The sequence below is a fragment of the Microbacterium sp. SCN 69-37 genome (assembly GCF_001724435.1).
Classification (GTDB): domain Bacteria; phylum Actinomycetota; class Actinomycetes; order Actinomycetales; family Microbacteriaceae; genus Microbacterium; species Microbacterium laevaniformans.
Window position 1 is genome coordinate 45795 of sequence record NZ_MEEL01000023.1, and the last position, 20054, is coordinate 65848.

Consider the following 20054-nt stretch of genomic DNA (forward strand, 5'->3'; position numbering starts at 1 on the left):
TCCATGACGTACGTCCTTCGTCGTGTGGGCCAGGCGGTGCTCGTGCTCGCTCTGGCCTACACGGCGGCCTACCTGCTGCTGGCCGCGCTCCCCGGTGACGCCGTCATCGCCCGGTACGGGAGCCCCGAGCTGGGGCTCACCCCCGAGCAGATCGAGGCGATCCGCCAGTCGCTGGGTGCCGATCAGCCGCTCGTCGTCCAGTACGTCCGCTCGATCGCGGGCTTCCTCACGGGCGACTTCGGCTATTCGGTGGCCAGCGGCGCGGCCGTCTCCGACCTCATCGCGACGGCGTTGCCGCCCACCCTGACCCTGGCGGTGCTCGGTCTCGCATTGGCGGTGTTCCTCGCGGTCACGATCGCCTTCACCGCGACGTACGGTGCGGGTCGCGGGCTGCGTCGGGTGTTCCGCGGCATCCCGCCCCTGTTCGTCTCCCTGCCGGTGTTCTGGATCGGCATCATCCTGATCCAGGTGTTCTCGTTCCGGCTCGGGCTCGTGCCCGTCATCGGGGCCAACCCCGTGCAGGCGCTCATCCTGCCGGTGATCACCCTGGCGACCCCGATCGCGGCGCCCCTCTCACAGGTGCTGATGCGTTCGATCGACGAGGTGCGCGAGCAGCCGTTCGTCGCCGTCGTGCGTGCGCGCGGGGCGAGCACGCCGTGGCTGCTGTGGCGAAACGTCGCCCGCAACGCGCTGCTGCCGACCCTGACGATGGCGGGACTGCTCTTCGGCGAGCTCGTGGGCGGTGCGGTCGTGACCGAGACGGTCTTCGCCCGTGCCGGCATCGGTCAGCTGACGGCGCAGGCGGTCGCCAACCGCGACACCCCGGTGCTGCTCGCCGTCGTCGTGATCTCCACCGTCGCCTTCGTCGTCATCAATCTTATCGTCGACCTGCTGTACCCCGTGCTCGACGCGAGGCTGCGCACCTCCGGGCCCACCCGCGGGTCGGTCGCGGCACCGCGCGAAGAGGCCGCCGACCGCGCCGTCGACGAGCTCGTGGATGCCGAGGTCGGTGCCACCGTGGCGGCCGCCGCCTCCCGAGGAGGGAACCGATGACCGCCCTGGCCACCACCGCTGGACTCGCCGGCGACACCGCACCCGGCGACCCGGGCCCCGGCGCCCCCGCTCCCGACCGGCGCCTGCGCTGGCGGAGCCTCGTCTCGCGCGTCGGGTTCGTCCTGCCGGCGCTCGTGATCCTCGTCGCCCTGCTGTGGGCGCTGTTCCCGGGCCTGTTCACGGCCCAGAACCCCACCGAGACGGTCGCGCCCGCGCTGCAGGCGCCCAGCGCCGAGCACTGGTTCGGCACCGACGCCACCGGCCGCGATCTCTACGCCCGTGTCGTCTACAGCGCCTCGCAGTCGATCATCGGCGCGCTCGTCGCCGTGCTCGTCGGCCTCGTCGTGGGCACCGCCATCGGCCTCGCGGCCGGAGCGCTCGGCGGCGTCATCGACGAGGTGCTCATGCGTGTCGTCGACGTGCTGCTCGCGATCCCCGCACTGCTGCTGTCGCTGAGCGTCGTGATCCTGTTGGGCTTCGGCACCACGAGCGCCGCCGTCGCGGTCGGGGTCACCTCGATCGCGGTGTTCGCGCGCCTGGCGCGCTCGCGCGTCGTGAGCGTTCGGGTCACCGACTTCGTCGAGGCGGCCTACGGCTCGGGCGGCACGTTCTTCGGCGTGCTGTGGCGCCACATCCTGCCCAACTCGCTCACTCCGGTGATCGCGCTGGCGGCGCTGCAGTTCGGCTCGGCGATCCTGCAGATCTCGACCCTCGGCTTCCTCGGCTACGGCGCGCCGCCGCCCACGCCCGAGTGGGGCCTGCTGATCGCCGAGGGACGCAACTACGTCGCCACCGCCTGGTGGCTCACGGTGCTGCCCGGCCTGATCGTCGTGTTCGTCGTGCTGGCGACCAACCGCCTCAGCCAGGCCCTTCGAGGAGGGGATGCCGCATGAGCGCGCAGCCGCTGCTGTCCATCCGCGACCTCGCCGTGCAGTACCGCACGCGTCGCGGTGCCGTCGAGGCCGTCCGCGGGGTCTCGTTCGACGTCGAGGCGGGGTCGGTCACGGCTCTGGTGGGCGAGTCCGGTTCGGGCAAGACGACCGTCGCCCAGTCGGTCATCGGCCTGCTCGCCGCCAACGGCCGCGTCTCCGGCGGCAGCATCCGACTGTCCGAGCGCACCGACGGGCCGACCGAGCTCGTCGGTCTCGGCGAGCGCCGCTGGCGGCATCTGCGCGGACGCTGCATCGCGCTCATCCCGCAGGACCCGGGCAACTCGCTCAACCCGGTGGCCACCATCGGCTGGAGCGTCGGCGAAGCCCTCCGCATCCACGGGTGGAAGGACCGCGCCAAGATCCAGGCGCGCGTCATCGACCTGCTCGAACGCGTCGGCATCGACGACCCCGAGGCTCGCGCACGTCAGTATCCGCACGAGCTGTCCGGGGGTATGCGCCAGCGGGTGCTGATCGCGGCGGCGCTCGCGCTGCAGCCCGAGCTGATCATCGCCGACGAGCCCACGAGCGCGCTCGACGTGACGGTGCAGCGGACCGTCCTGGACCTTCTCGACGAGCTGCGCGCCGAGACGGGCACCGGCATCCTCTTCATCACGCACGACCTCGCTGTCGCCGCAGACCGCTCCGACGCGCTGGTCGTGATGCAGGGCGGCCGCGTGCAGGAAGCGGGGCCCACGGCTGGGGTTCTGGCGGCGCCGACGTCGGACTACACCCGTACGCTCCTCGCCGACGCCCCCTCGCTCGCCCGCGTCGTCGAGCGCACGGCGCCGGATGCCGCCGCCCTCGCCGACACCCTGGTCGAGGTCTCCGGGCTCACGCAGGAGTTCCGCCGCGCGGGACGCTCGCCCCTGGTCGCCGTCGACGACGTGTCGTTCACCGTCGCCCCCGGCACGACGCACGCCCTCGTCGGGGAGTCGGGCTCGGGCAAGACGACGACAGGGCGCTCGATCGCGGGCTTCAACAGCCCGACGCGCGGCACGATCCGTGTCGGCGGAACCGAGGTCACCGCGCTCGCCGGCGGACGGGCACGCCGCGCGTTCCACCGCACCACCCAGCTCGTCTACCAGAACCCGTACGCGTCGCTCGATCCGCGCCAGAGCATCGCCGACATCCTCGCCGAGCCCCTTCGCAACTTCGGCATCGGCACCCGCGGCGAGCGGGCCGACCGGGTGGCGCATCACCTCGAGCTCGTCGCCCTCGCGCCCGAGATCGCGTCGCGGCATCCGCGGGAGCTCTCCGGCGGGCAGCGCCAGCGCGTGGCCATCGCGCGTGCGCTGATCGTGGAGCCCGAGCTGGTCGTGCTCGACGAGGCCGTCTCGGCCCTCGACGTCACGGTCCAGGCGCAGATCCTGCGGCTGCTCGCGCGGCTGCAGAGCGAGCTCGGACTGACCTACGTGTTCATCTCGCACGATCTCGCCGTCGTCCGCCAGATCGCCGACACCGTTTCGGTGCTCCGCCGCGGCCGTCAGGTGGAGCACGGCGCGGCCGCCGCGGTCTTCGCCGATCCGCAGCACGCCTACACGCGCGAGCTCCTCGCGGCGATCCCCGGCGCGTCGCTGCGCACAGACTCCGCGTCGAGGGCTGCGGCCTTCACCTCCGCCGGCCCCGTCGTCCCCCGCAAGGAAGAGGTATCCGCATGAGCGGTCCCCGTCTCGGCTTCTTCAGCCGTGTGCTCGAAGAGGCCTCCGCCGCCGATCGCTACCGGTTCGCGATCGAGCAGATCGCTCACGCGGAGCGCCACGGTTTCGCTTCGGCGTGGCTCGCGCAGCACCACTTCGGCGAGCACGAGGGAGGACTGCCGTCGCCGTTCGTGCTGCTGGCCGCCGCGGCGGAACGCACGAGCCGCATCGCGCTGGCCACCGGCGTCGTCACGCTTCCGCTCGATGACCCCCTGCGCGTCGCCGAGGACGCCACCGTGCTCGATCAGCTCAGCGGCGGACGTGTGCAGCTGGGCCTCGCCACCGGCGGCACGCCCTCCTCGTTCGCGGCGTTCGGACGCGAGTCCGACCGTCGCCGCGAGATCTTCGCCGATCACCTGGACGTGCTCCTCGCCGCGCTCGAGGGGCGCGGCATCCGAGGGACCGACTCGCGCATCTATCCCGCCGCGGGCGACCTGTCGGCGCGTATCTGGCAGGCGACGTTCTCGGTCGACGGGGGCCGCCGCGCCGGCGAGCGCGGCGACGGTCTGCTGCTCTCGCGCACCCAGCCCCGTACGCCGGAAGCTCCCGGTGCCCCCCTGCACGAGCTGCAGCTGCCGATCATCGAGGCCTACCGCGCCGCCCTGCCCGAGGGGGCGCCGGTCCGCGTGCTCGCGTCGCGAACCGCGCTCGTCGTCGACCCCGAGGATCGCACGCGCGCTCTCGAACTGGCCGGTGACGGCCTCCGCCACCTCGCCCGTACGATGTTCGGCATCGACACCGACGGGGTCGCGCTCGACGAGCTCGTCCGGATCACCGACACCCACGTGGGCACGGTCGACGAGGTCGTCGCATCGCTGTCGGCCGACCGGACGCTGCCGGCCGCCAGCGACGTCTCGTTCCAGGTGCACTCGATCGCAGCCACCCATGAGCTGACCCTCCGCTCCCTCGAGCTGCTGGCCGGCGAGGTCGCCCCCCGCCTCGGCTTCGCCGTCGGAGCGGATGCCGCCGCCGCGCTCCACCACGCCCACCGCCCGCTCGCCCTCGCCGCCCCCTCGGAAGGACTCGCATGAGCACCCCCACCGCCGACATCATCGACCTGCTCGCCGGCATCGCCGCGAACGGCCCGCTCGCCGCCGTGCGCGACCAGCGTGCCCAGGCCCGCGAGAACGCGCAGCGCAGCTTCGAGGCGCTGCTCGAGCCGGCCGCGCCCGGCACGTTCGCGCTGGCGGAGCGTTACGCCGTCGCCTCGTTCGTCTCGCAGCTGCACGGCTTCGCCGAGGCGACGGCGTTCTACGGCGACCTTCTCGGCGACGAGGCGCCCGCGCTGATCGCCGTCGTCGCGGATGCCGCGACCGACGCCGCCGCGACCGGTCCGTTCGGCGCGTACCGCGAGCCGAATCTGCAGGACGAGTCGACCGACGGCGTGCGTTGGGCTGCGGATGCCGGGACAGCCGCAGCGCTGGGCCCGCGGCTGTCCGCCGCGTTGGCGCACACGCACCTGCTCGTCTTCCGTCCGCGCGAGGCGCGCGCCGAGGCGCTGCAGGCGCTCGTGGATGCCGGGTGGAGCCCCGACGACATCGTGTCGCTGTCGCAGCTCGTCGCCTTCCTGAGCTTCCAACTGCGGGTCGCCTGGGGGCTGCGCGTGCTGGCTGCGGCATCCGCGCCGCTCGCGACCTCCGCCGCGTCCGCCACCGTCTCCGAAGGAGCCTGACATGACCGACGTCGTCACCACCTACGCCGGGCTGGCTCGACCCGACGCGTACACGCAGGAAGGCCTCGGCTGGGTGCCGTGGCTTCTTCCCGTGGCCGAGGATGAGCTCACCGACGCCCAGCGCGACGCGCTCATCGAGCCGGCCCGCGCGAAGATGCCGTACTTCCGGCTGCTCGCCCGCGACCCCGAGGCGCTGCGCGCCCGCACCCTCACCGACCTCGACATCTTCTACAACGTGTCGGGCGGCATCGGCCGCGCCGAACGCGAGCTCGCCGCCGCGGCGACCTCCCGCCACAACGGCTGCGTCTTCTGCGCGTCGGTGCATGCGGCCTCCGCCACGCGCGAGTCGGGCCGGCAGGCCGACGTGCAGCGCCTTCTCGACGAGGGTGTGGAGGCCGACCTCGGCGACGAGACGTGGAACGCGGTGGTCGCGGCATCCGTCGCCCTCGCCGACACCCCGCTCGCGTTCGGCGACGCCGACATCGCACGGCTGCGTGCGGCCGGTCTCGACGACGCCGAGATCGTCGACGTCATCGGCGGCGCGGCTTTCTTCAACTGGGCGAACCGGCTCATGCTGTCGCTCGGCGAGCCCGAGGTTCCCGCCCGCCGCGCATCCACCCGCTAACCCCATACCGAGGACATCATGAGCATCCCCACCCTTCTGGACCACGTCGTCATCGCCGGCCCCGACCTGGCCGCCTTGGTCGACTGGTTCGCCGAGCGCACCGGCGTCGTCGCCGCACCCGGCGGCGCCCACCCTACCGGCACCGCCAACGCGCTCGTCGCCCTCACCGTCGACGGCCGCCGCGGCCCGCAGTACATCGAGCTGATCGGCCCCAACCCCGACCGCCCCGAGCCGGAACTGCCGGAGACCTTCGGCATCGCCACCCTCGACGCGCCCCGCGTGCAGGCCTACGCCGTGCACCCGGCCGACATCGAGGCCACCGTCGCCACGGCGCGCGCGGGCGGCTACGACCCGGGTGACGTCAGCGACCTCTCGCGGCGCACGCCGGACGGAACCCTCCTGGAATGGCGCCTCACCCGTGGCGAGAACCGTCGCCTCGACGTTCCGTTCCTCATCGACTGGGGCACCACGGCGCAGCCGGGGCTCAGCGACATCCCCACGATCGAGCTCGTCTCGCTCGTGCGCACCGAGCCCGACCCGGCGGCGCTGCAGCAGATCCTCGCGGCCTACGGTCTCGGCGACGGCGTCGCGGAGGTCGTGGCGGGCGAGGCGTCGGGGTTCCGTCTGACGCTCCGCCGCGCCGACGGCGAGCTCGTCGAGCTGTGAGCGCCGAGGCGGCGTCGTCGCCGGCCGCGGTTGACGCGGAGATCGCGGCCGCCGTCGAGCGCCTGCGTCCCGAGCTCGCGCGGCTCGCGCGCGAGCTGTACGACCAGCCCGAGATCGGGTTCGAGGAGCGTGCGTCCGTCGCGCGCATCGCGGCGCTGCTCGCCGCGCACGGTGTGGATGCCGAGGTGGGCGCGTTCGGCCTCGACACCGCCCTGCGGGCGAGCACGGCCGCGGATGCCGCGGCATCCGGCCCGCACTTCGCGATCATCGCGGAGTACGACGCCCTGCCGGGCATCGGTCACGCCTGCGGGCACAACGTCATCGCGGCGGTCGCGGTGGGGGCGTTCCTCGCGGCCGCGCCGCTGGTCGCCGGCCTCGGTGGACGGCTGTCGCTGATCGGCACCCCCGCGGAGGAGAACGGGGGCGGCAAGGAGCTCATCATCCGCGCCGGCGGTTTCGACGATGTGGATGCCGCCGGCATGGTGCACCCCTCGAGCGGATCGGGCACGAGCTCCGTGCTCGGACAGCGCACGACGGGTGTGCGCCGCGTCGCGGTGACGTTCCACGGGCGTGCGGCGCACGCGGCGGGAGCGCCGTGGCTCGGACGCAACGCGCTCGACGCGGTCGTCACCGCCTACCAGAGCGTGGCCCAGCTGCGTCAGCACATCCTGCCGAGCGACCGCCTGCACGGCATCATCACCGACGGAGGCGCCGCGCCGAACATCGTCCCCGAGCGGGCGTCGGCTCTTTTCTACGTGCGATCCGCCGAGGTCGGGCAGCTGCGTGAGCTCACCGATCGCGTCGTCGCCGTTCTCGAGGGAGCCGCGCTCGCCACGGGGACCGGCGCCGAGATCGACGTCGACCCGGTTCCGCCGTACCTGCCGCTGCAGACGAACAAGGCGCTGACCGCGCGGTGGACCGAGGCCTTCGCCGCCCGCGGACACGAGATCCCCGCACCGGCCGCCCCGCCGCAGGGCGGGCCGTCGACCGACATGGGAAACGTCAGCCGGCTCGTCCCGTCGATCCACCCGTCGCTCGGACTCGGCGGACCCGACGACGTGTTACCGCACAACGCGGCCTTCGCCGAGCTCACCGTGCTCCCCGCGGCCGTCGACGCCCTGGTGGATGCCGCGGCGGCCCTCGCCGCCACGGCGGTCACCTACACGACCGACCCACAGTTGCGCGCCGCGGCGGCCGCGGAGTTCGCGGCATCCGGCGGTCCCTCGCGCTGGGAGGACTGACGCGCGTCACCGCCCGCGGCGACCGCCACCACGAACTCCGCAGATCCTGACGAACTCCGCACGCAGACGCGGCATCCGGTGCGGAGTACGTCACATTATGCGGAGTTCGCGGCAGGATGCGAGCGCGTCGCACAACTGGGCGGTCGCGCTGCCGTTCGGCGTGCTCGCCGTCGTCTTCTTCTTCCTCGGACGCCGCCCGACACCCGACGAACACGACGAGGGCAACTCCGACGGCACGTCGTAGGCCGTCCGCGTCAAGGGGTGCGGGGCACCCGTCCGTGACGGGCAGGATGGTCGCATGACGATTGAGGTGTGGGCGCCGCGTGCGGCGCGGGTGCGACTGCGTCTGGCCGGTCTCCCGGACGGCGCTGCGGACATCGAGATGACGCCGCGGGATGCCGGCTGGTGGACGACTCTCGCGACGCCCAACCCGGGCGAAGAGTACGGATTCGTGCTCGACGACTCCGACGTGCGCCCCGACCCGCGCTCGCGCCGCCAGCCGCGGGGGGTGCACGATCTGTCGGCGTGGGACGACGCGGCATCCTTCGTATGGAGCGATGCCGCCTGGACCGGACGGCAACTCGCCGGGGGGTTGATCTACGAGCTGCACGTCGGCACGTTCACCCGCGAGGGCACATTGGATGCCGCGATCGGCCGCCTGCCCCACCTGGTCGAGCTGGGTGTCACACACGTCGAGCTGCTGCCGGTCAACGGCTTCAACGGCACCCACAACTGGGGCTACGACGGCGTGCTCTGGTACACCGTGCAGGAGGACTACGGCGGCCCGGAGGCCTACCGACGCTTCGTCGACGCGGCTCACGGAGCGGGACTGGCGGTCGTGCAGGACGTCGTCTACAACCACCTCGGCCCCTCCGGAAACTACCTGCCCGAGTTCGGGCCGTACCTGCGCGACGGGCAGAGCACCACGTGGGGATCGAGCATCGACCTCGACCAGCGGGCGGTGCGCGACTACATCATCGACAATGCGCTGATGTGGCTCGGTGAGATGCACGTCGACGGCCTGCGGCTCGACGCCGTGCACGCGCTGCACGAGTCCGCATCGAGCCCGGTGCACATCCTGCAGGAGATCGCCGAGCGGGTCGACGCGCTGTCGGCGCACGTCGGCCGTCCGCTGAGCCTCATCGCGGAGAGCGATCTGAACGATCCGATCATGATCCTGCCGCGCGAGGCCGGCGGGTACGGGCTGACCGCGCAGTGGGTGGACGACTGGCACCACGCCGTGCACGTCGCCCTCACCGGGGAGACCGAGGGGTACTACGCCGACTTCGCCGATCCGCAGGCACTGCCCAAGACCTGGACGGGCGGCTTCTACCACGACGGCACGTTCTCGTCCTTCCGGGGTCGCGACTGGGGCGCGCCCCTTCCTGCGGCGGTACCCTCGTGGCGCCTCGTCACGTTCGCGCAGGACCACGACCAGATCGGCAACCGCGCGGCCGGTGACCGGCTCAGCCAGTCGCTGACGCCGGCACGCCTGGAGGTCGCGGCGGTGCTCACGATGACGGCGCCCGGCACCCCCATGCTGTTCATGGGGGAGGAGTGGGGGGCGTCCACGCCGTGGCAGTTCTTCACCTCGCACCCCGAACCCGAGCTCGCCGCCGCGACCCGCGAGGGACGCAAAGCCGAGTTCGCGCGAATGGGGTGGGACGAGTCGCTCGTGCCCGACCCGAACGATCCGGCGACGTTCGAGCGGTCGAAGCTGGACTGGTCCGAACTCGACGAACCCGCCCACGCGCGCCTGCGGTCGCTGTACCGGGCACTCGCGCGACTGCGGCGGGATCATGCCGAGCTGACCGACCCCGACCAGCGAGGGCACGCGGCCGAGAGCGTCGGCGACGGACGATGGATCCTTCACCGCGACACCGCGTCGGTGTACGTGAACCTCTCGCCCGAGCCGTGGACCGTCGATCTCACGGATCGTGAGGTGTGGCTCGCGACGACGACGGCGCACGAGCATCTCGTGGATGCCGGGCCCCTCGTGCTCTCGGCCGACTCCGCCGCTGTCGTCGGTGCGCGTGGCGGCGACGGCCTGGTACCGACCCGCGGTCACGCCGTGTACACGCCCGCGGACTGAGCGCCCGCTCGGGTGCGTGGGCGGCGCGCCGGCGAGCTGAATCGGTGTCGCGTTCTGCGGCATCCGTGGGGGCGAGGCCGCTGGTCGCGCCACCTGTTTTCGGCGGGTGCGGAAAGTGTGGCGCGTTCCGCGGTGTTCGCGGGGTGAGGCCGCGGTGTGCGCCACCGATTCGGTGGGCGCCAGAACACCCGCGGGGCCCGAGCGCCGGGGCGCGCGCCGGTGGGGCGCGTGTCAAGGGTCTGGTGCGCGGCGGCATCCGTTCATACCGTGGGTCGCATGGACGACTCCCGTCCGACCGGTACCGATCTCGTCCGCCAGATCGTGGTCATCTCCACGGTGGTCTTCATGATCATCGCGGCGATGGTGGGGACGGGCCTGTTCGGCGGCGCCAATGTGCGCGAGCTGCAGGGCGGGGCGCTGGATGCCGATGCCACCGTGCTCGCGCCGGCGACACCGGCCTTCTCGATCTGGTCGCTCGTCTACGTGCTGATGATCGCGTACACGATCTGGCAGGCGCTGCCGCGCCAGCGCGCGCGGGAGCGTCAGCGCCGCGCCGGCTGGTGGATCGCCGTCACCGCCGTGCTGAACGGCGCCTGGCTCTTGACGGCGCAGTTCCTCACGCTGGCGCTGACGGTCCTTGCGATCGTCGTGCTTCTGGCGGCGCTCGGCGCCACCTTGCGTGTGCTCGTCCAGACGCCGGCCGAGACGTGGAGCGATCGACTGTTCATGGACGCGACCGTCGGCATCCACCTCGGATGGGTGAGCCTGGCCACCGTCGCGAACATCACGGCGTGGCTGTCCGCCGAGGTCGTCTCGCCGATGGATGCCGACAGTCAGCAGCTCTGGGGGGTCACCGTGCTCGTGGTGGTCGCACTCGTGGGCATCGCGATCGCGTTCGGCACCGGCGGGCGTATCGCTCCCGCTCTCGCGATGTCGTGGGGACTCGTGTGGATCGGTGTCGCGCGCACCAGCGGTGAACCGCACGCGCCCGCCGTCGCCACGGCCGCCTTCGTCGTCGCGGCGGTCATCCTGATCCCCGCCGTGGTCGCGACGCTGCGGCGTCGGGTGGTGGCCGGGTCGATCGGCGACTGAACGACGCCGCGCGGACCTGCCCGCTCAGAAGGTCTGCGAGAAGGCGCGGAGGATCCGCATCGGCTCGGTGAGGGACGCGGCGAGCACGCGGGCGGCGATGCGGTCGTAGTCGGGGGCCGCGAAGTAGCCGTCGTCGCGGTACACGGCCATGCGCTCGGTGAATGCCCGGCCGGTGGGTTCGGGGTGGAACTGGGTCGCGTAGAGCGTGTCGCCGAGCCGATAGGCCTGAACGGGGCAGGCGTCGTTGGTCGCGAGCAGGACGGCCCCCTCGGGGAGGCGCCCGATGCCTTCCTTGTGCGCCGTCAGTGCCGCGAACGTCGACGCGAGACCCCCGAAGAGGCGATCCTGCTGGGCCTGCGCCGTCAGGGTGATCTTCGTGGGTCCCGTGTCTTCGGGGTACGCGCGGGTCACCTCGCCGCCCAGCGCGCGCGTCGCGACGCCGATGCCGTAGCACGTGAACAGTGCGGCGGTCTCGCCGGATGCCGCGGCGTGCGCCAGCTGGGCGAGATCGCCCTCCAGGCGCCGCTGCGCGTCGGTCTTGGCCGACTCGGGATCGGTCACGTTGAAGGGACTGCCGCCCACGACGGCACCGCGCCAGCGTCGGGCCGCGTCGGCGGGCCACGGGTCGCGCACGAGATCCCAGCGTTCCAACTCGTTCTCGTCCAGGCGCATCGCCTGACGGAATGATTCGTACTCGGCCGCTGCCGCACCCTGCTGCGGGCGGGCGCACACGTAGACGAGCGGAGACATGTCGAGAGTCTAGGCGGGCATGCTCCGACGGGGCAGGTGTGTGACGCCGCTCACCGCGACGAGTTGGCGGTGCGCCCACGGACGATGCCGATGAAGGTTTCGACGAACGCAGCGGCCGTGGCGTCCGGTCCCGTCGCCGGAGCGGCCGGCCACGCCAGAGCGATGCTCGAGGTCGGTCCGTCGGTGAGCGGGCGGTGCGCGGCATCCTTCCGGTGGTGCAGCCGCGCCAGCGACATCGGGACGATCACGACCCCGACACCCGACGCCGCGATCGCGATCGCGTCGGCGACGGATTCCGGCGGGGCGAAGCGGGGCATCTCGCCGCCCGCCACCTCGAGCTCCAGGGGAGGATGCTGCGGCGCGATGATCACCTCTCCGACCAGGTCGGCGAGAGTCAGCTCGTCGGCGGCCGTGAGATGGGAGTCGGCCGCGCAGACGACGACGGGCACCTCGTCGTAAAGGGGGATCAGGTGCAGGTCGGTGCGGTCTAGCGGCAGTCGCACGAGTGCCGCGTCGACGGATGCCGTCGCCAGCGCCTGCCGTTGGTCGGCGACGGTCAGCGGCACGAGCTCGAGGGCCACGTGCGGCATCCGCTCACGCCAGGTGCCGATCCACTTGCCGGGAGTGGCGCCCTCGACCGCGCCGAGGCGGAACGGGCGGCGCGCAGCGTCGGCCACCGTTGACGTCTCCGGCTTCGGGCTCGCGCGCTTGGGCGCCGCACCCGTGCGGGCAGCGCCCTTCTTCGTCCCACTCTTCTGAGGAGCACGGCGAGAGGATGCCGAGGGCCGCGCGGGCTGGCCGCCACGCCCGCCTGCTCCTGCTGCTCCGCGTCCGGCCATGCAGGCCAGCGTATCCCCCCGCCGGCGCCGCGGCTCAGGCGGCGAGGCGAAGGCCCCGACGGTCGGTCGCGACGCGCTCGCCGTCGGCGATCTGCTCGTCGTCGCCGATGAGCGATCCGCCCGCCACGCGTGCGTGCGCGCCGACCACGGTACGAACGCCGATCTTGGCGCGAGGGCCGATCGCCGCGCCCGATCCGATGTGCGCGTGCGGGGCGATCTCGACGTCCGGGCCGATGACGGCATCCGGTTCGATCCATGCGCCGCGGCCGATGTGAGCGCCCGCAGCGATCTGCGCGCCCGGTTCGACATACGCGCCCGCTTCGACCAGGGCCGAGGCGTGCACCTTCGCGCCGTTGGCGATCAGACCGCGGCCGTTGACGTGCTTGCGATAACGCAGCGTCTGTCCGCGCTCGTCTTCGATGTCGATGTAGTTCTTACCCACGAATCCCTCCTGGTATCCGCAACGGTGGTGACCGCCGGATCATTCCCACGGTCGGTCCCGTGACGCCGGGTCGCGTGTGGCTTGCGAAGATGGATGCTGTGACCACACCTGCGGAGGCCGACCCGACGACCGGTCCCACTCTTGTCTTCGAAGCCAAGACCCAAGATCACTCGGTCGCGGAGGACATTCTCGGCATCCTCACAGGAACGTTCCTCGTGTCCGTGGGCCTGCACCTGCTGCATGCGGCGGGGGCTGTCACCGGCGGCACCGCCGGGCTCTCGCTGCTGCTGGGGTACGCCACCGGCTGGCCGTTCTGGGTGCTGTTCGCCGCCGTCAACGTGCCGTTCGCGCTGCTGGCCGTATGGCGGCGCGGGTGGGACTTCACGATCCGCACGATCGTGTGCATCGCGCTGGTCTCCGGGCTCGCCCCGCTGCACGACGCGCTCTTCCCGATCAGCGGTCTCGAGCCGCTGTACGGCACTCTCGCGGGGAACCTGCTCGCCGGTGTCGGGGTGCTCATCCTCTTCCGGCACCGCGGCAGCGTCGGCGGCATCAACATCGTCGGCCTCGAGATCCAGGACCGCACCGGCTTCCGCGCGGGCTGGACGATGATGATCTTCGATGTGCTGATCGTCGCGCTGGCGCTGCTGGTGGTGCCCTGGCCGAACGTGGTGATGAGCGCCGTCGGTGCGATCCTCCTCAACCTCGTCCTCGCCCTCAACCACCGCCCCGGCCGCTACCTCGGCCGCTGAGGTGCGGGCCGGCCCGGCCCGGCCCGGCGCGGCGGCCCGGCCCGCACCGGATGCGGGGATCGGCAACGGATGCGGATCGAAGGATGCCGCGGCATCCGATTCTGTTGCGACGATCCGCATCTGTTGCGGCGGCTCCGCCGTCGTGGCGGGGCGGGAGGGTGCGGTCAGGTCTGGCAGAGCGGGCACCAGAACACGATGCGCTCGCTGGTCTCGGTGGCGCCGAGCTCGGTGCGGCGGATCGGCGTGCCGCAGCGCAGACACGGCTTGCGCTCGCGGCGGTACACCCAGTTCTGCCGACCGGGACGCGTGTCGCCGGTGAACGTGCGCGACGCGCGGTCGCGGTTCGCCCGGATCATGCGCGAGGCCGTCTCGACGAGACCGGCCGCATCGACGGCGGCGGCGGGCGTGGTCGGAAGGATGCCGCGGACGAACAGCAGCTCGTTGGCGTACTCGTTGCCCAGGCCCGCGAGGTTGCGCTGATCGAGGATCGCGACGTGGACGGCCCGGTCATCGGCGAGGATGCGCCGCGCGGCCTCCTCGGCATCCCAATCCGGGCCGAGCAGGTCGGGGCCGAGGTGGCCGACCAGCTCGTCTTCGTCGGCGGTGGGAACGAGGTCGACCATCGCGATCTCGAAGCCCACGGCATCCACCTCCGCGGTGCCGACGATCGCGCGCGCCTGGTACGCCGGGGCGCGCCACCGCTCGCCGCGGCGGAACACCAGCCAGCGCCCCTCCATCTTCAGGTGCGAGTGCAGCGTGAAGGAGCCGATGCGCATGAGGAGGTGTTTCCCGCGCGGGATGACCTCGTGCACGACCTCGCCGGTGAGGTCGGCCGTCGCATACCGCGGCACGCGCAGCTCGAAGCGTGCGACCTCGGCGCCGGCGATCGCTTCGTGCAGCCGCCGCGCCGTGCGGAAGACGGTGTCACCCTCAGGCACGACCGGCTCCCGGCGGGCACGCGGTGAGGCGGCTCATCGCTGACGCCGCAGAGTGAGGCCGCGGCTGGACTCGACGAACCCTGCGGCCTGCAGGGCGCGCCCCGCCGCGGTGCCGTACACGAAGGCTCCGGACACCTGCTCGACCGTGAGCGTGTCGAGGCGATGGGTGCGCACCGTCGTGACGAGGCTCGCGGCCGCGGCGGCCAGCACCTCGTCGTCGTCGTCGAACACGAGCGCCGATCGGCCGCCGCGTTCGAGGTAGAACACCAGCTCACCGTCGACGAGCGTGACCAGTCCGCCGGCTTTGCGTCCCGGACGATGCGCGACGCCCTCGAGCGCCGGCCAGGCGAGCGCGGCGCCGTACGGGTTGGCCGGATCGGTGGCCGCGAGTGTCACGGCGCGACGCGGGGGCGGGTCGGCAAGAGCGGCGTACTCGCGGAGGCGGTCGACGGTGGCGGATGCCGCGAACTGTGCGGCCCCGAGCTTCTCGATGAAGTAGCCGCGGCGACAGTGCCCGGCATCCTCGAATCCGGCGAGCACACGGTACGCCTGCGCGAACCCGCCCGGGATGCCCTCGGCCTGCACACTGCCGCGCGTGACGACGCCGTAGCGCTCCAGGAGAAGGCTCGCCGAGGCCGTCGCGCGCAGTGCGCCGTCGGCGGACGGCTCGGGCAGCAGCGACCAGCGTCCCCCGGCCATCGGCGCGCGCGGTGCGGCGGCGCGCGCGGCCGTCAGGGTCGTCGGGATGGAGGTGCCGCGGAACATCCGGGCGCGGGGCGCGCGTCGTGTCGTGCGATGGGCTTGCGAGCCCCCGGCGAGGAGCCCGCGGACGGGCGCGAACGTGTCGTTGGTCACCCGTCCGGTCCAGGCGAGGTTCCAGAGCGCGTCGACGACGGCCTGTTCGCTCGTCGCCTGCGTCATCGCCGCCAGCTGACCGGCGAAGAACGCGCCACCGGCGCGGAGCGCGTCGATGATGCGCTGCTCCGCCGCGGAGGGCTCCTCCGGGTCTTCGGCCGGGATGAGGGTGAGGGTCACGGTGTCGGCCGGGTGGAGGGCGATCCAACCGTCGCGGCCCGGCAGCGAGCCGTGGCCCGACCAGACGACGTCGCCGGTCGAGGTGAGTTCGTCGAGCATCGCCGGTGTGTAGTCGCTCACCCGCAGGGGCAGGATCAGCGACTCCCAGGCGCTCGCCGGAAGGGGCACGCCCGCGAGCTGCTCGATGACGGCGAGCACACCGTCGACGCCTTCGAGTGGACGTCCGCCGGCCGCCCCGGCGATGTGCTGCCACGCCGGGAGGAAGCGCGCGTAGGAGGCCGGCGCCACCGGTTCGACGGTGCCGCGGATCGCGGCGAGGGAGCGCAGGCGCAGACGTCGCAGCACCTCGCTGTCGCACCATTCCAGGTCATCGACGCCGGTGCGGGCGCCGCCCTCGTCGCCGGGAACCGATCGCGGGGCCGCCCCCTCGGGCAGGAAGAAGCCGCTCGCCACGCGCCCCTGCGACTCCAGGCGTTGCAGCGTCTGGCGGGCCACGGCGGCGCCGATGCCCAGCCGGCGGGCGACATCGGCCGTGCGGAACGGGCCGTGCGTGCGCGCGTGGCGCGCGATCAGGTCGGCGAGCGGGTCGACGACGGGTTCGAGGAAGGCCAGCGGGATGCCGACGGGCAGCGCGGCTCCCAGAGCGTCGCGCAGCCGGCCGGCGTCCTCGATGGCCGCGACTCGCTCCACGCCGCCGACACTCACGCGGATCGCGCGGCGCGCGGCGACGAGCTGGTCGAGGAAGGCGGATGCCGCCCCGTGTGCGGCCGCGTCGGCCTCGGCATCCGACGGGGGAGGTGCTGCTGCGGTCGCGGTGGCGGTGTGTGCGGCGCCGGCAGACGCATCCTGCGTCGGCGTGGCCGTCTCTGCCAGTCGCGCCGCGACCTCGGCGGCGTCGAGCGGTCCGAGAAGGCGCAGCAGATCGGCGACGCCCTCCAGCCCGCGGACGCGCCGCGACGGGTCGAGCCGCTGGGCCTCGCGTTCGAACTGCGCGATGACGGCGGGGTCGAGCAGCTCGCGCATCTCGACCTTGCCGAGCAGCTCGCCCAGCAGGGCGGGGTCGACCGACAGTGCCGCCGCGCGCCGCTCGGCGAGGGGCGAGTCACCCTCGTACATGAAGGCGCCGACGTAGCCGAACAGCAGGTCGCGGGCGAACGGCGAGGGGGTGCTCGTGGTGGTCTCGACCAGACGGATGCGGAGGTCGCCGATGGAGCGGGCGATGCGCAGCAGCGCCGGGAGGTCGTAGACGTCCTGGAGCACTTCGCGGAGCGTCTCGAGGATGATCGGGAACGTGGGGTGGTTCTTCGCCACCTCCAGCAGCTGGGCCGACTTCTGACGCTGCTGCCACAGCGGCGAGCGCTTGTTGGGGTTGAGGCGGGGCAGCAGCAGGGCGCGTGCCGCGCACTCGCGGAAGCGGGAGGCGAACAGCGCCGAGCCGCCGACCTCGTCGGTCACGAGGTGTTCGAGCTCGTCCGGTTCGAAGACGAACAGTTCCGCTCCGGGCGGTTCGCTCTCGGCATCCGGTACCCGCGCGATGATGCCGTCGTCGCTCGCGACGGCCGAGCCCTCGACACCCAGGCGCTCGCGGATGCGCGCGTTGACGGCCAAGGCCCACGGCGCGTGCACGTGCATGCCGTACGGGGAATGCAGGATGATCCGCCAGTCGCCGACCTCGTCGCGCGAGCGTTCGACCGTGAGGGTGCGGTCGGTCGGAAGGCTGCCGGTCGCCTCCTTCTGCTCGTCGAGGTAGGCCAGCAGGTTGCCGATCGCATTGTCGTCGAGCCCCGATTCGCGCAGGCGTGCGGTCGCTTTCTCGGCATCCGCCGCCGCCACCTCGCGCGAGAACCGGCCGAGGGCCTCGCCCAGCTCGGCGGGGCGGCCGAGCCCGTCGCCGTGCCAGAACGGCAGCTTTCCCGGCTGACCGAACGCGGGCAGGACGTTGACGCGATCGTGGGTGATCTCGACGATGCGCCAGCTCGTGGTGCCCAGGGTGAACACATCGTTCACGCGCGACTCGTAGACCATCTCCTCATCGAGCTCGCCCACGCGGGCGTTGCGCGTCTCGCCGGCGACGAAGACGCCGAACAAGCCACGATCGGGGATCGTGCCGCCGCTCGTGACCGCCACGCGCTGCGCACCGGGGCGCGCCGTGAGCGTGCCGTGATCGCGGTCCCAGACGACGCGGGGGCGCAGCTCGGCGAACTCGTCGGAGGGATACTTGCCCGCGAGCAGGTCGAGCGTCGCTTCGTAGGCCGAGCGGGGCAGCGTGCGAAACGGTGCCGAGCGCCGCACCGTCTCGAACCACCCCTCGACGTCGACCGGCCCCACCGCGCACGCGGCGATCGTCTGCTGCGCGAGGATGTCGAGCGGGTTCTGCGGCACGCTGATCGCCTCGATCTGGCCCGCCAGCATCCGCTCCGTCACGACGGCGGTGTGCAGCACATCGCCGCGATGCTTGGGGAAGAGGGCGGCGCGGCTCACTTCGCCCACCTGATGGCCCGCGCGTCCGACGCGCTGGAGGCCCGAGGCGGCGGACGGCGGTGCCTCGACCTGGATCACCAGATCGACCTCGCCCATGTCGATGCCGAGCTCCAGCGAGCTCGTCGCGACGACGCAGCGCAGGATGCCGCGCTTCAGCTCGTCTTCGACCTGGGCACGCTGCTCCTTCGAGACCGAGCCGTGGTGGGCCTTTGCCAGCTCCGGTGGGGCGCCGGCACTCGCTCCTGCCTGGGCCATCGTGGCGGCGGGAACGGTCTGCTCGGGAAGGTCGAGACCGAGCCGTTCGGCGTAGATCTCGTTGAGGCGGCCCGTGAGACGCTCGGCGAGACGTCGCGAGTTCGCGAACACGATCGTCGAGCGGTGTGCGAGCACGCGGTCGACGATGGCCTCCTCCACGTGCGGCCAGACCGATCCGGTGATCTCGGACGGCTGTGACGGAGTGAACCAGTCCCCGTCGCCCTCGGCATCCGTCTCCGCGCTCGTCTCGGGGTCGGCCCGCTCGGGTGGCGGGGGCGGGTTGAGCATGTCGGCCATCGGCACGACGACGCGCAGATCGAACGCCTTCGTCGCACGCGGGGCGACGATCTCGACCGGCGCGGAGCCGCCGAGAAAGCGCGCGACCTCGTCGATCGGCCGGACCGTCGCCGACAACCCGACGCGCTGTGCGGCAGGGCGATCGGGATCGTCGCCGCGGCGCAGGGCGTCGAGCCGTTCCAGGCTGACCGCCAGGTGCGCCCCCCGCTTGGTGGCGGCGACGGCGTGCACCTCGTCGACGATGACGGTGTGGACGTCGCGCAGGGTCTCGGCCGCTTGCGACGTGAGCATCAGGTAGAGCGACTCGGGCGTCGTGATGAGGATGTCGGGCGGGTCGGCGATGAGCTTGCGGCGATCGGCGGCCGGCGTATCGCCGGAGCGCACGCCGACGGTGACCTCGGGAAGGGGGATGCCGAGGCGTCGCGCGGACTGCCCGATTCCCACCAGCGGCGACCGGAGGTTCCGTTCGACGTCGACACCGAGAGCCTTGAGCGGAGAGATATAGAGGATGTGCGTGCCCGCGGCATCCGTCTTCTTCTTCGCCGCCCTCTTCTTGCGCGCATCGGCATCGTCCGCCGCTGCGGCCGGGGCCTTCTCGCGGAAGACGCGGTCGATCGCCCACAGGAACGCCGAGAGCGTCTTGCCCGACCCGGTGGGCGCGACGACGAGGGCGTGCTTGCCCGCGGAGATCGCGTCCCATGCCCCCGCCTGAGCGCTCGTGGGCTGGGCGAAGGCACCACGGAACCAGTCCTGGGTCGCAGGACCGAACCGCTCCAGCACATCAGCCATCGCTCCATCATCCCGCGGACCTCCGACACGCGGGCGGATGCTCGCGCCGGGCGTACACGGGCGCACCCGGACGCCGCGGCTGCGGCGCGCGCCCCGCCGTCCCCCGCTCGCCCTGTTCCGTCCTCAGTCTCTCCGCCCCCGGACCCCGCCGGCGCCTGGAGAACCCGGGTCCGCGCGCCGCCGTCGCGTTCGCGCGGACTGAATACGGAACGGACGAGCTGACCCGTGCCGCGGCGCTCGCGCCGGTCGACCCCGCGGATGCCGCGACCCGCGGCATCCGCGCTCACTCGAACCGCATCTCGGTCAGCACGCCCTCGCGCAGCTCCAGCACGAGGTGGGGGCGGATCCGCTCGAGGAACCCGTCGTCGTGGCTGACGAGCACGACGGCGCCGCGGAACGCGGCCAG

The 20054-nt window shown here is 72.6% G+C and carries 16 protein-coding genes and 1 pseudogene; 12 read left to right on the plus strand and 5 right to left on the minus strand.

All coding sequences use genetic code 11. From position 1 onward, the window contains the following. Positions 1-3: 3 nt before the first annotated feature. The 11 genes and pseudogenes from ABS64_RS05695 (at position 4) to ABS64_RS05745 (ending at position 11070) form a co-directional block, all read left to right on the plus strand. Complete coding sequence (locus tag ABS64_RS05695) at positions 4-1053, plus strand: ABC transporter permease (RefSeq protein ID WP_292681725.1); 1050 nt, start codon at positions 4-6, stop codon at positions 1051-1053. Next, the gene (locus ABS64_RS05700; RefSeq protein WP_292681728.1) at positions 1050-1946 is read left to right on the plus strand and encodes an ABC transporter permease; all 897 of its coding nucleotides are present in this window, start codon (positions 1050-1052) and stop codon (positions 1944-1946) included. The genes ABS64_RS05695 and ABS64_RS05700 overlap by 4 nt, the downstream gene beginning before the upstream one ends. Next, entirely contained in the window at positions 1943-3643 is a 1701-nt protein-coding gene (locus ABS64_RS05705; protein ID WP_292681731.1) for an ABC transporter ATP-binding protein, read from the plus strand. Before ABS64_RS05700 ends, ABS64_RS05705 begins: the two co-directional genes overlap by 4 nt. Next, positions 3640-4713 (plus strand): putative FMN-dependent luciferase-like monooxygenase, encoded by a 1074-nt coding sequence (locus tag ABS64_RS05710; RefSeq protein WP_016463611.1) that lies wholly within the window; start codon positions 3640-3642, stop codon positions 4711-4713. The genes ABS64_RS05705 and ABS64_RS05710 overlap by 4 nt, the downstream gene beginning before the upstream one ends. Further along, positions 4710-5354 carry a CMD domain protein gene (locus ABS64_RS05715; RefSeq protein ID WP_292681736.1) on the plus strand — a complete coding sequence of 215 codons (645 nt, stop codon included), beginning with the start codon at positions 4710-4712 and terminating at the stop codon, positions 5352-5354. Before ABS64_RS05710 ends, ABS64_RS05715 begins: the two co-directional genes overlap by 4 nt. Before the next feature lies 1 nt (position 5355). Further along, positions 5356-5979: an alkylhydroperoxidase domain protein gene (locus ABS64_RS05720; protein WP_292681739.1), complete on the plus strand. Its 624-nt coding sequence runs from the start codon at positions 5356-5358 to the stop codon at positions 5977-5979. Between the two features lie 18 nt (positions 5980-5997). Then, on the plus strand, positions 5998-6645 hold the full coding sequence (locus ABS64_RS05725; protein ID WP_292681741.1) for a VOC family protein: 648 nt from the start codon (positions 5998-6000) through the stop codon (positions 6643-6645). Then, positions 6642-7886 (plus strand): amidohydrolase, encoded by a 1245-nt coding sequence (locus ABS64_RS05730; protein WP_292681744.1) that lies wholly within the window; start codon positions 6642-6644, stop codon positions 7884-7886. The genes ABS64_RS05725 and ABS64_RS05730 overlap by 4 nt, the downstream gene beginning before the upstream one ends. Positions 7887-7983: 97 nt before the next feature. Further along, positions 7984-8130 (plus strand): hypothetical protein, encoded by a 147-nt coding sequence (locus ABS64_RS05735; protein WP_157557036.1) that lies wholly within the window; start codon positions 7984-7986, stop codon positions 8128-8130. 42 nt (positions 8131-8172) lie between these two features. Then, a pseudogene (gene treZ / locus ABS64_RS05740) lies at positions 8173-9978 on the plus strand (malto-oligosyltrehalose trehalohydrolase); the annotation flags it as partial. A gap of 276 nt (positions 9979-10254) precedes the next feature. Then, positions 10255-11070, plus strand: coding sequence for a tryptophan-rich sensory protein (locus ABS64_RS05745; RefSeq protein WP_292681751.1), 816 nt, complete (start codon positions 10255-10257; stop codon positions 11068-11070). Between the two features lie 24 nt (positions 11071-11094). Here the strand turns inward: ABS64_RS05745 and ABS64_RS05750 are convergent, their stop codons facing one another. The 3 genes from ABS64_RS05750 to ABS64_RS05760 all read right to left on the minus strand — a co-directional run bounded on the left by ABS64_RS05750 (position 11095) and on the right by ABS64_RS05760 (position 13101). Further along, positions 11095-11820 carry a GMP synthase gene (locus ABS64_RS05750; RefSeq protein ID WP_292681753.1) on the minus strand — a complete coding sequence of 242 codons (726 nt, stop codon included), beginning with the start codon at positions 11818-11820 and terminating at the stop codon, positions 11095-11097. A gap of 50 nt (positions 11821-11870) precedes the next feature. Next, positions 11871-12497: a LysR family substrate-binding domain-containing protein gene (locus tag ABS64_RS05755; RefSeq protein ID WP_292681756.1), complete on the minus strand. Its 627-nt coding sequence runs from the start codon at positions 12495-12497 to the stop codon at positions 11871-11873. A 196-nt stretch (positions 12498-12693) separates the two neighbouring features. Further along, complete coding sequence (locus ABS64_RS05760) at positions 12694-13101, minus strand: UDP-3-O-(3-hydroxymyristoyl)glucosamine N-acyltransferase (RefSeq protein WP_005050582.1); 408 nt, start codon at positions 13099-13101, stop codon at positions 12694-12696. A gap of 89 nt (positions 13102-13190) precedes the next feature. Between ABS64_RS05760 and ABS64_RS05765 the strand changes: the two genes are divergently transcribed. After that, positions 13191-13853, plus strand: a complete 663-nt coding sequence (locus ABS64_RS05765; RefSeq protein ID WP_005050581.1) for a YitT family protein — start codon at positions 13191-13193, stop codon at positions 13851-13853. Positions 13854-14017: 164 nt separating this feature from the next. On the opposite strand, the gene ABS64_RS05770 is transcribed toward ABS64_RS05765, so the two are convergent. Beyond that, on the minus strand, positions 14018-14791 hold the full coding sequence (locus ABS64_RS05770) for a DNA-formamidopyrimidine glycosylase family protein (RefSeq protein ID WP_061683095.1): 774 nt from the start codon (positions 14789-14791) through the stop codon (positions 14018-14020). A 33-nt stretch (positions 14792-14824) separates the two neighbouring features. Continuing rightward, entirely contained in the window at positions 14825-19648 is a 4824-nt protein-coding gene (locus tag ABS64_RS05775) for a DEAD/DEAH box helicase (RefSeq protein ID WP_292681766.1), read from the minus strand. Positions 19649-20054: the final 406 nt, after the last annotated feature.

Excerpts from the sequence above, each read along its gene's own strand:
- ABS64_RS05695 (WP_292681725.1), top strand. The coding sequence starts at position 4 with ATGACGTACGTCCTTCGTCGTGTGGGCCAGGCGGTGCTCGTGCTCGCT.
- ABS64_RS05700 (WP_292681728.1), top strand. The coding sequence starts at position 1,050 with ATGACCGCCCTGGCCACCACCGCTGGACTCGCCGGCGACACCGCACCC.
- ABS64_RS05705 (WP_292681731.1), top strand. The coding sequence starts at position 1,943 with ATGAGCGCGCAGCCGCTGCTGTCCATCCGCGACCTCGCCGTGCAGTAC.
- ABS64_RS05710 (WP_016463611.1), top strand. The coding sequence starts at position 3,640 with ATGAGCGGTCCCCGTCTCGGCTTCTTCAGCCGTGTGCTCGAAGAGGCC.
- ABS64_RS05715 (WP_292681736.1), top strand. The coding sequence starts at position 4,710 with ATGAGCACCCCCACCGCCGACATCATCGACCTGCTCGCCGGCATCGCC.
- ABS64_RS05720 (WP_292681739.1), top strand. The coding sequence starts at position 5,356 with ATGACCGACGTCGTCACCACCTACGCCGGGCTGGCTCGACCCGACGCG.
- ABS64_RS05725 (WP_292681741.1), top strand. The coding sequence starts at position 5,998 with ATGAGCATCCCCACCCTTCTGGACCACGTCGTCATCGCCGGCCCCGAC.
- ABS64_RS05735 (WP_157557036.1), top strand. The coding sequence starts at position 7,984 with ATGCGGAGTTCGCGGCAGGATGCGAGCGCGTCGCACAACTGGGCGGTC.
- ABS64_RS05745 (WP_292681751.1), top strand. The coding sequence starts at position 10,255 with ATGGACGACTCCCGTCCGACCGGTACCGATCTCGTCCGCCAGATCGTG.
- ABS64_RS05750 (WP_292681753.1), bottom strand. The coding sequence starts at position 11,820 with ATGTCTCCGCTCGTCTACGTGTGCGCCCGCCCGCAGCAGGGTGCGGCA.
- ABS64_RS05765 (WP_005050581.1), top strand. The coding sequence starts at position 13,191 with ATGGATGCTGTGACCACACCTGCGGAGGCCGACCCGACGACCGGTCCC.
- ABS64_RS05775 (WP_292681766.1), bottom strand. The coding sequence starts at position 19,648 with ATGGCTGATGTGCTGGAGCGGTTCGGTCCTGCGACCCAGGACTGGTTC.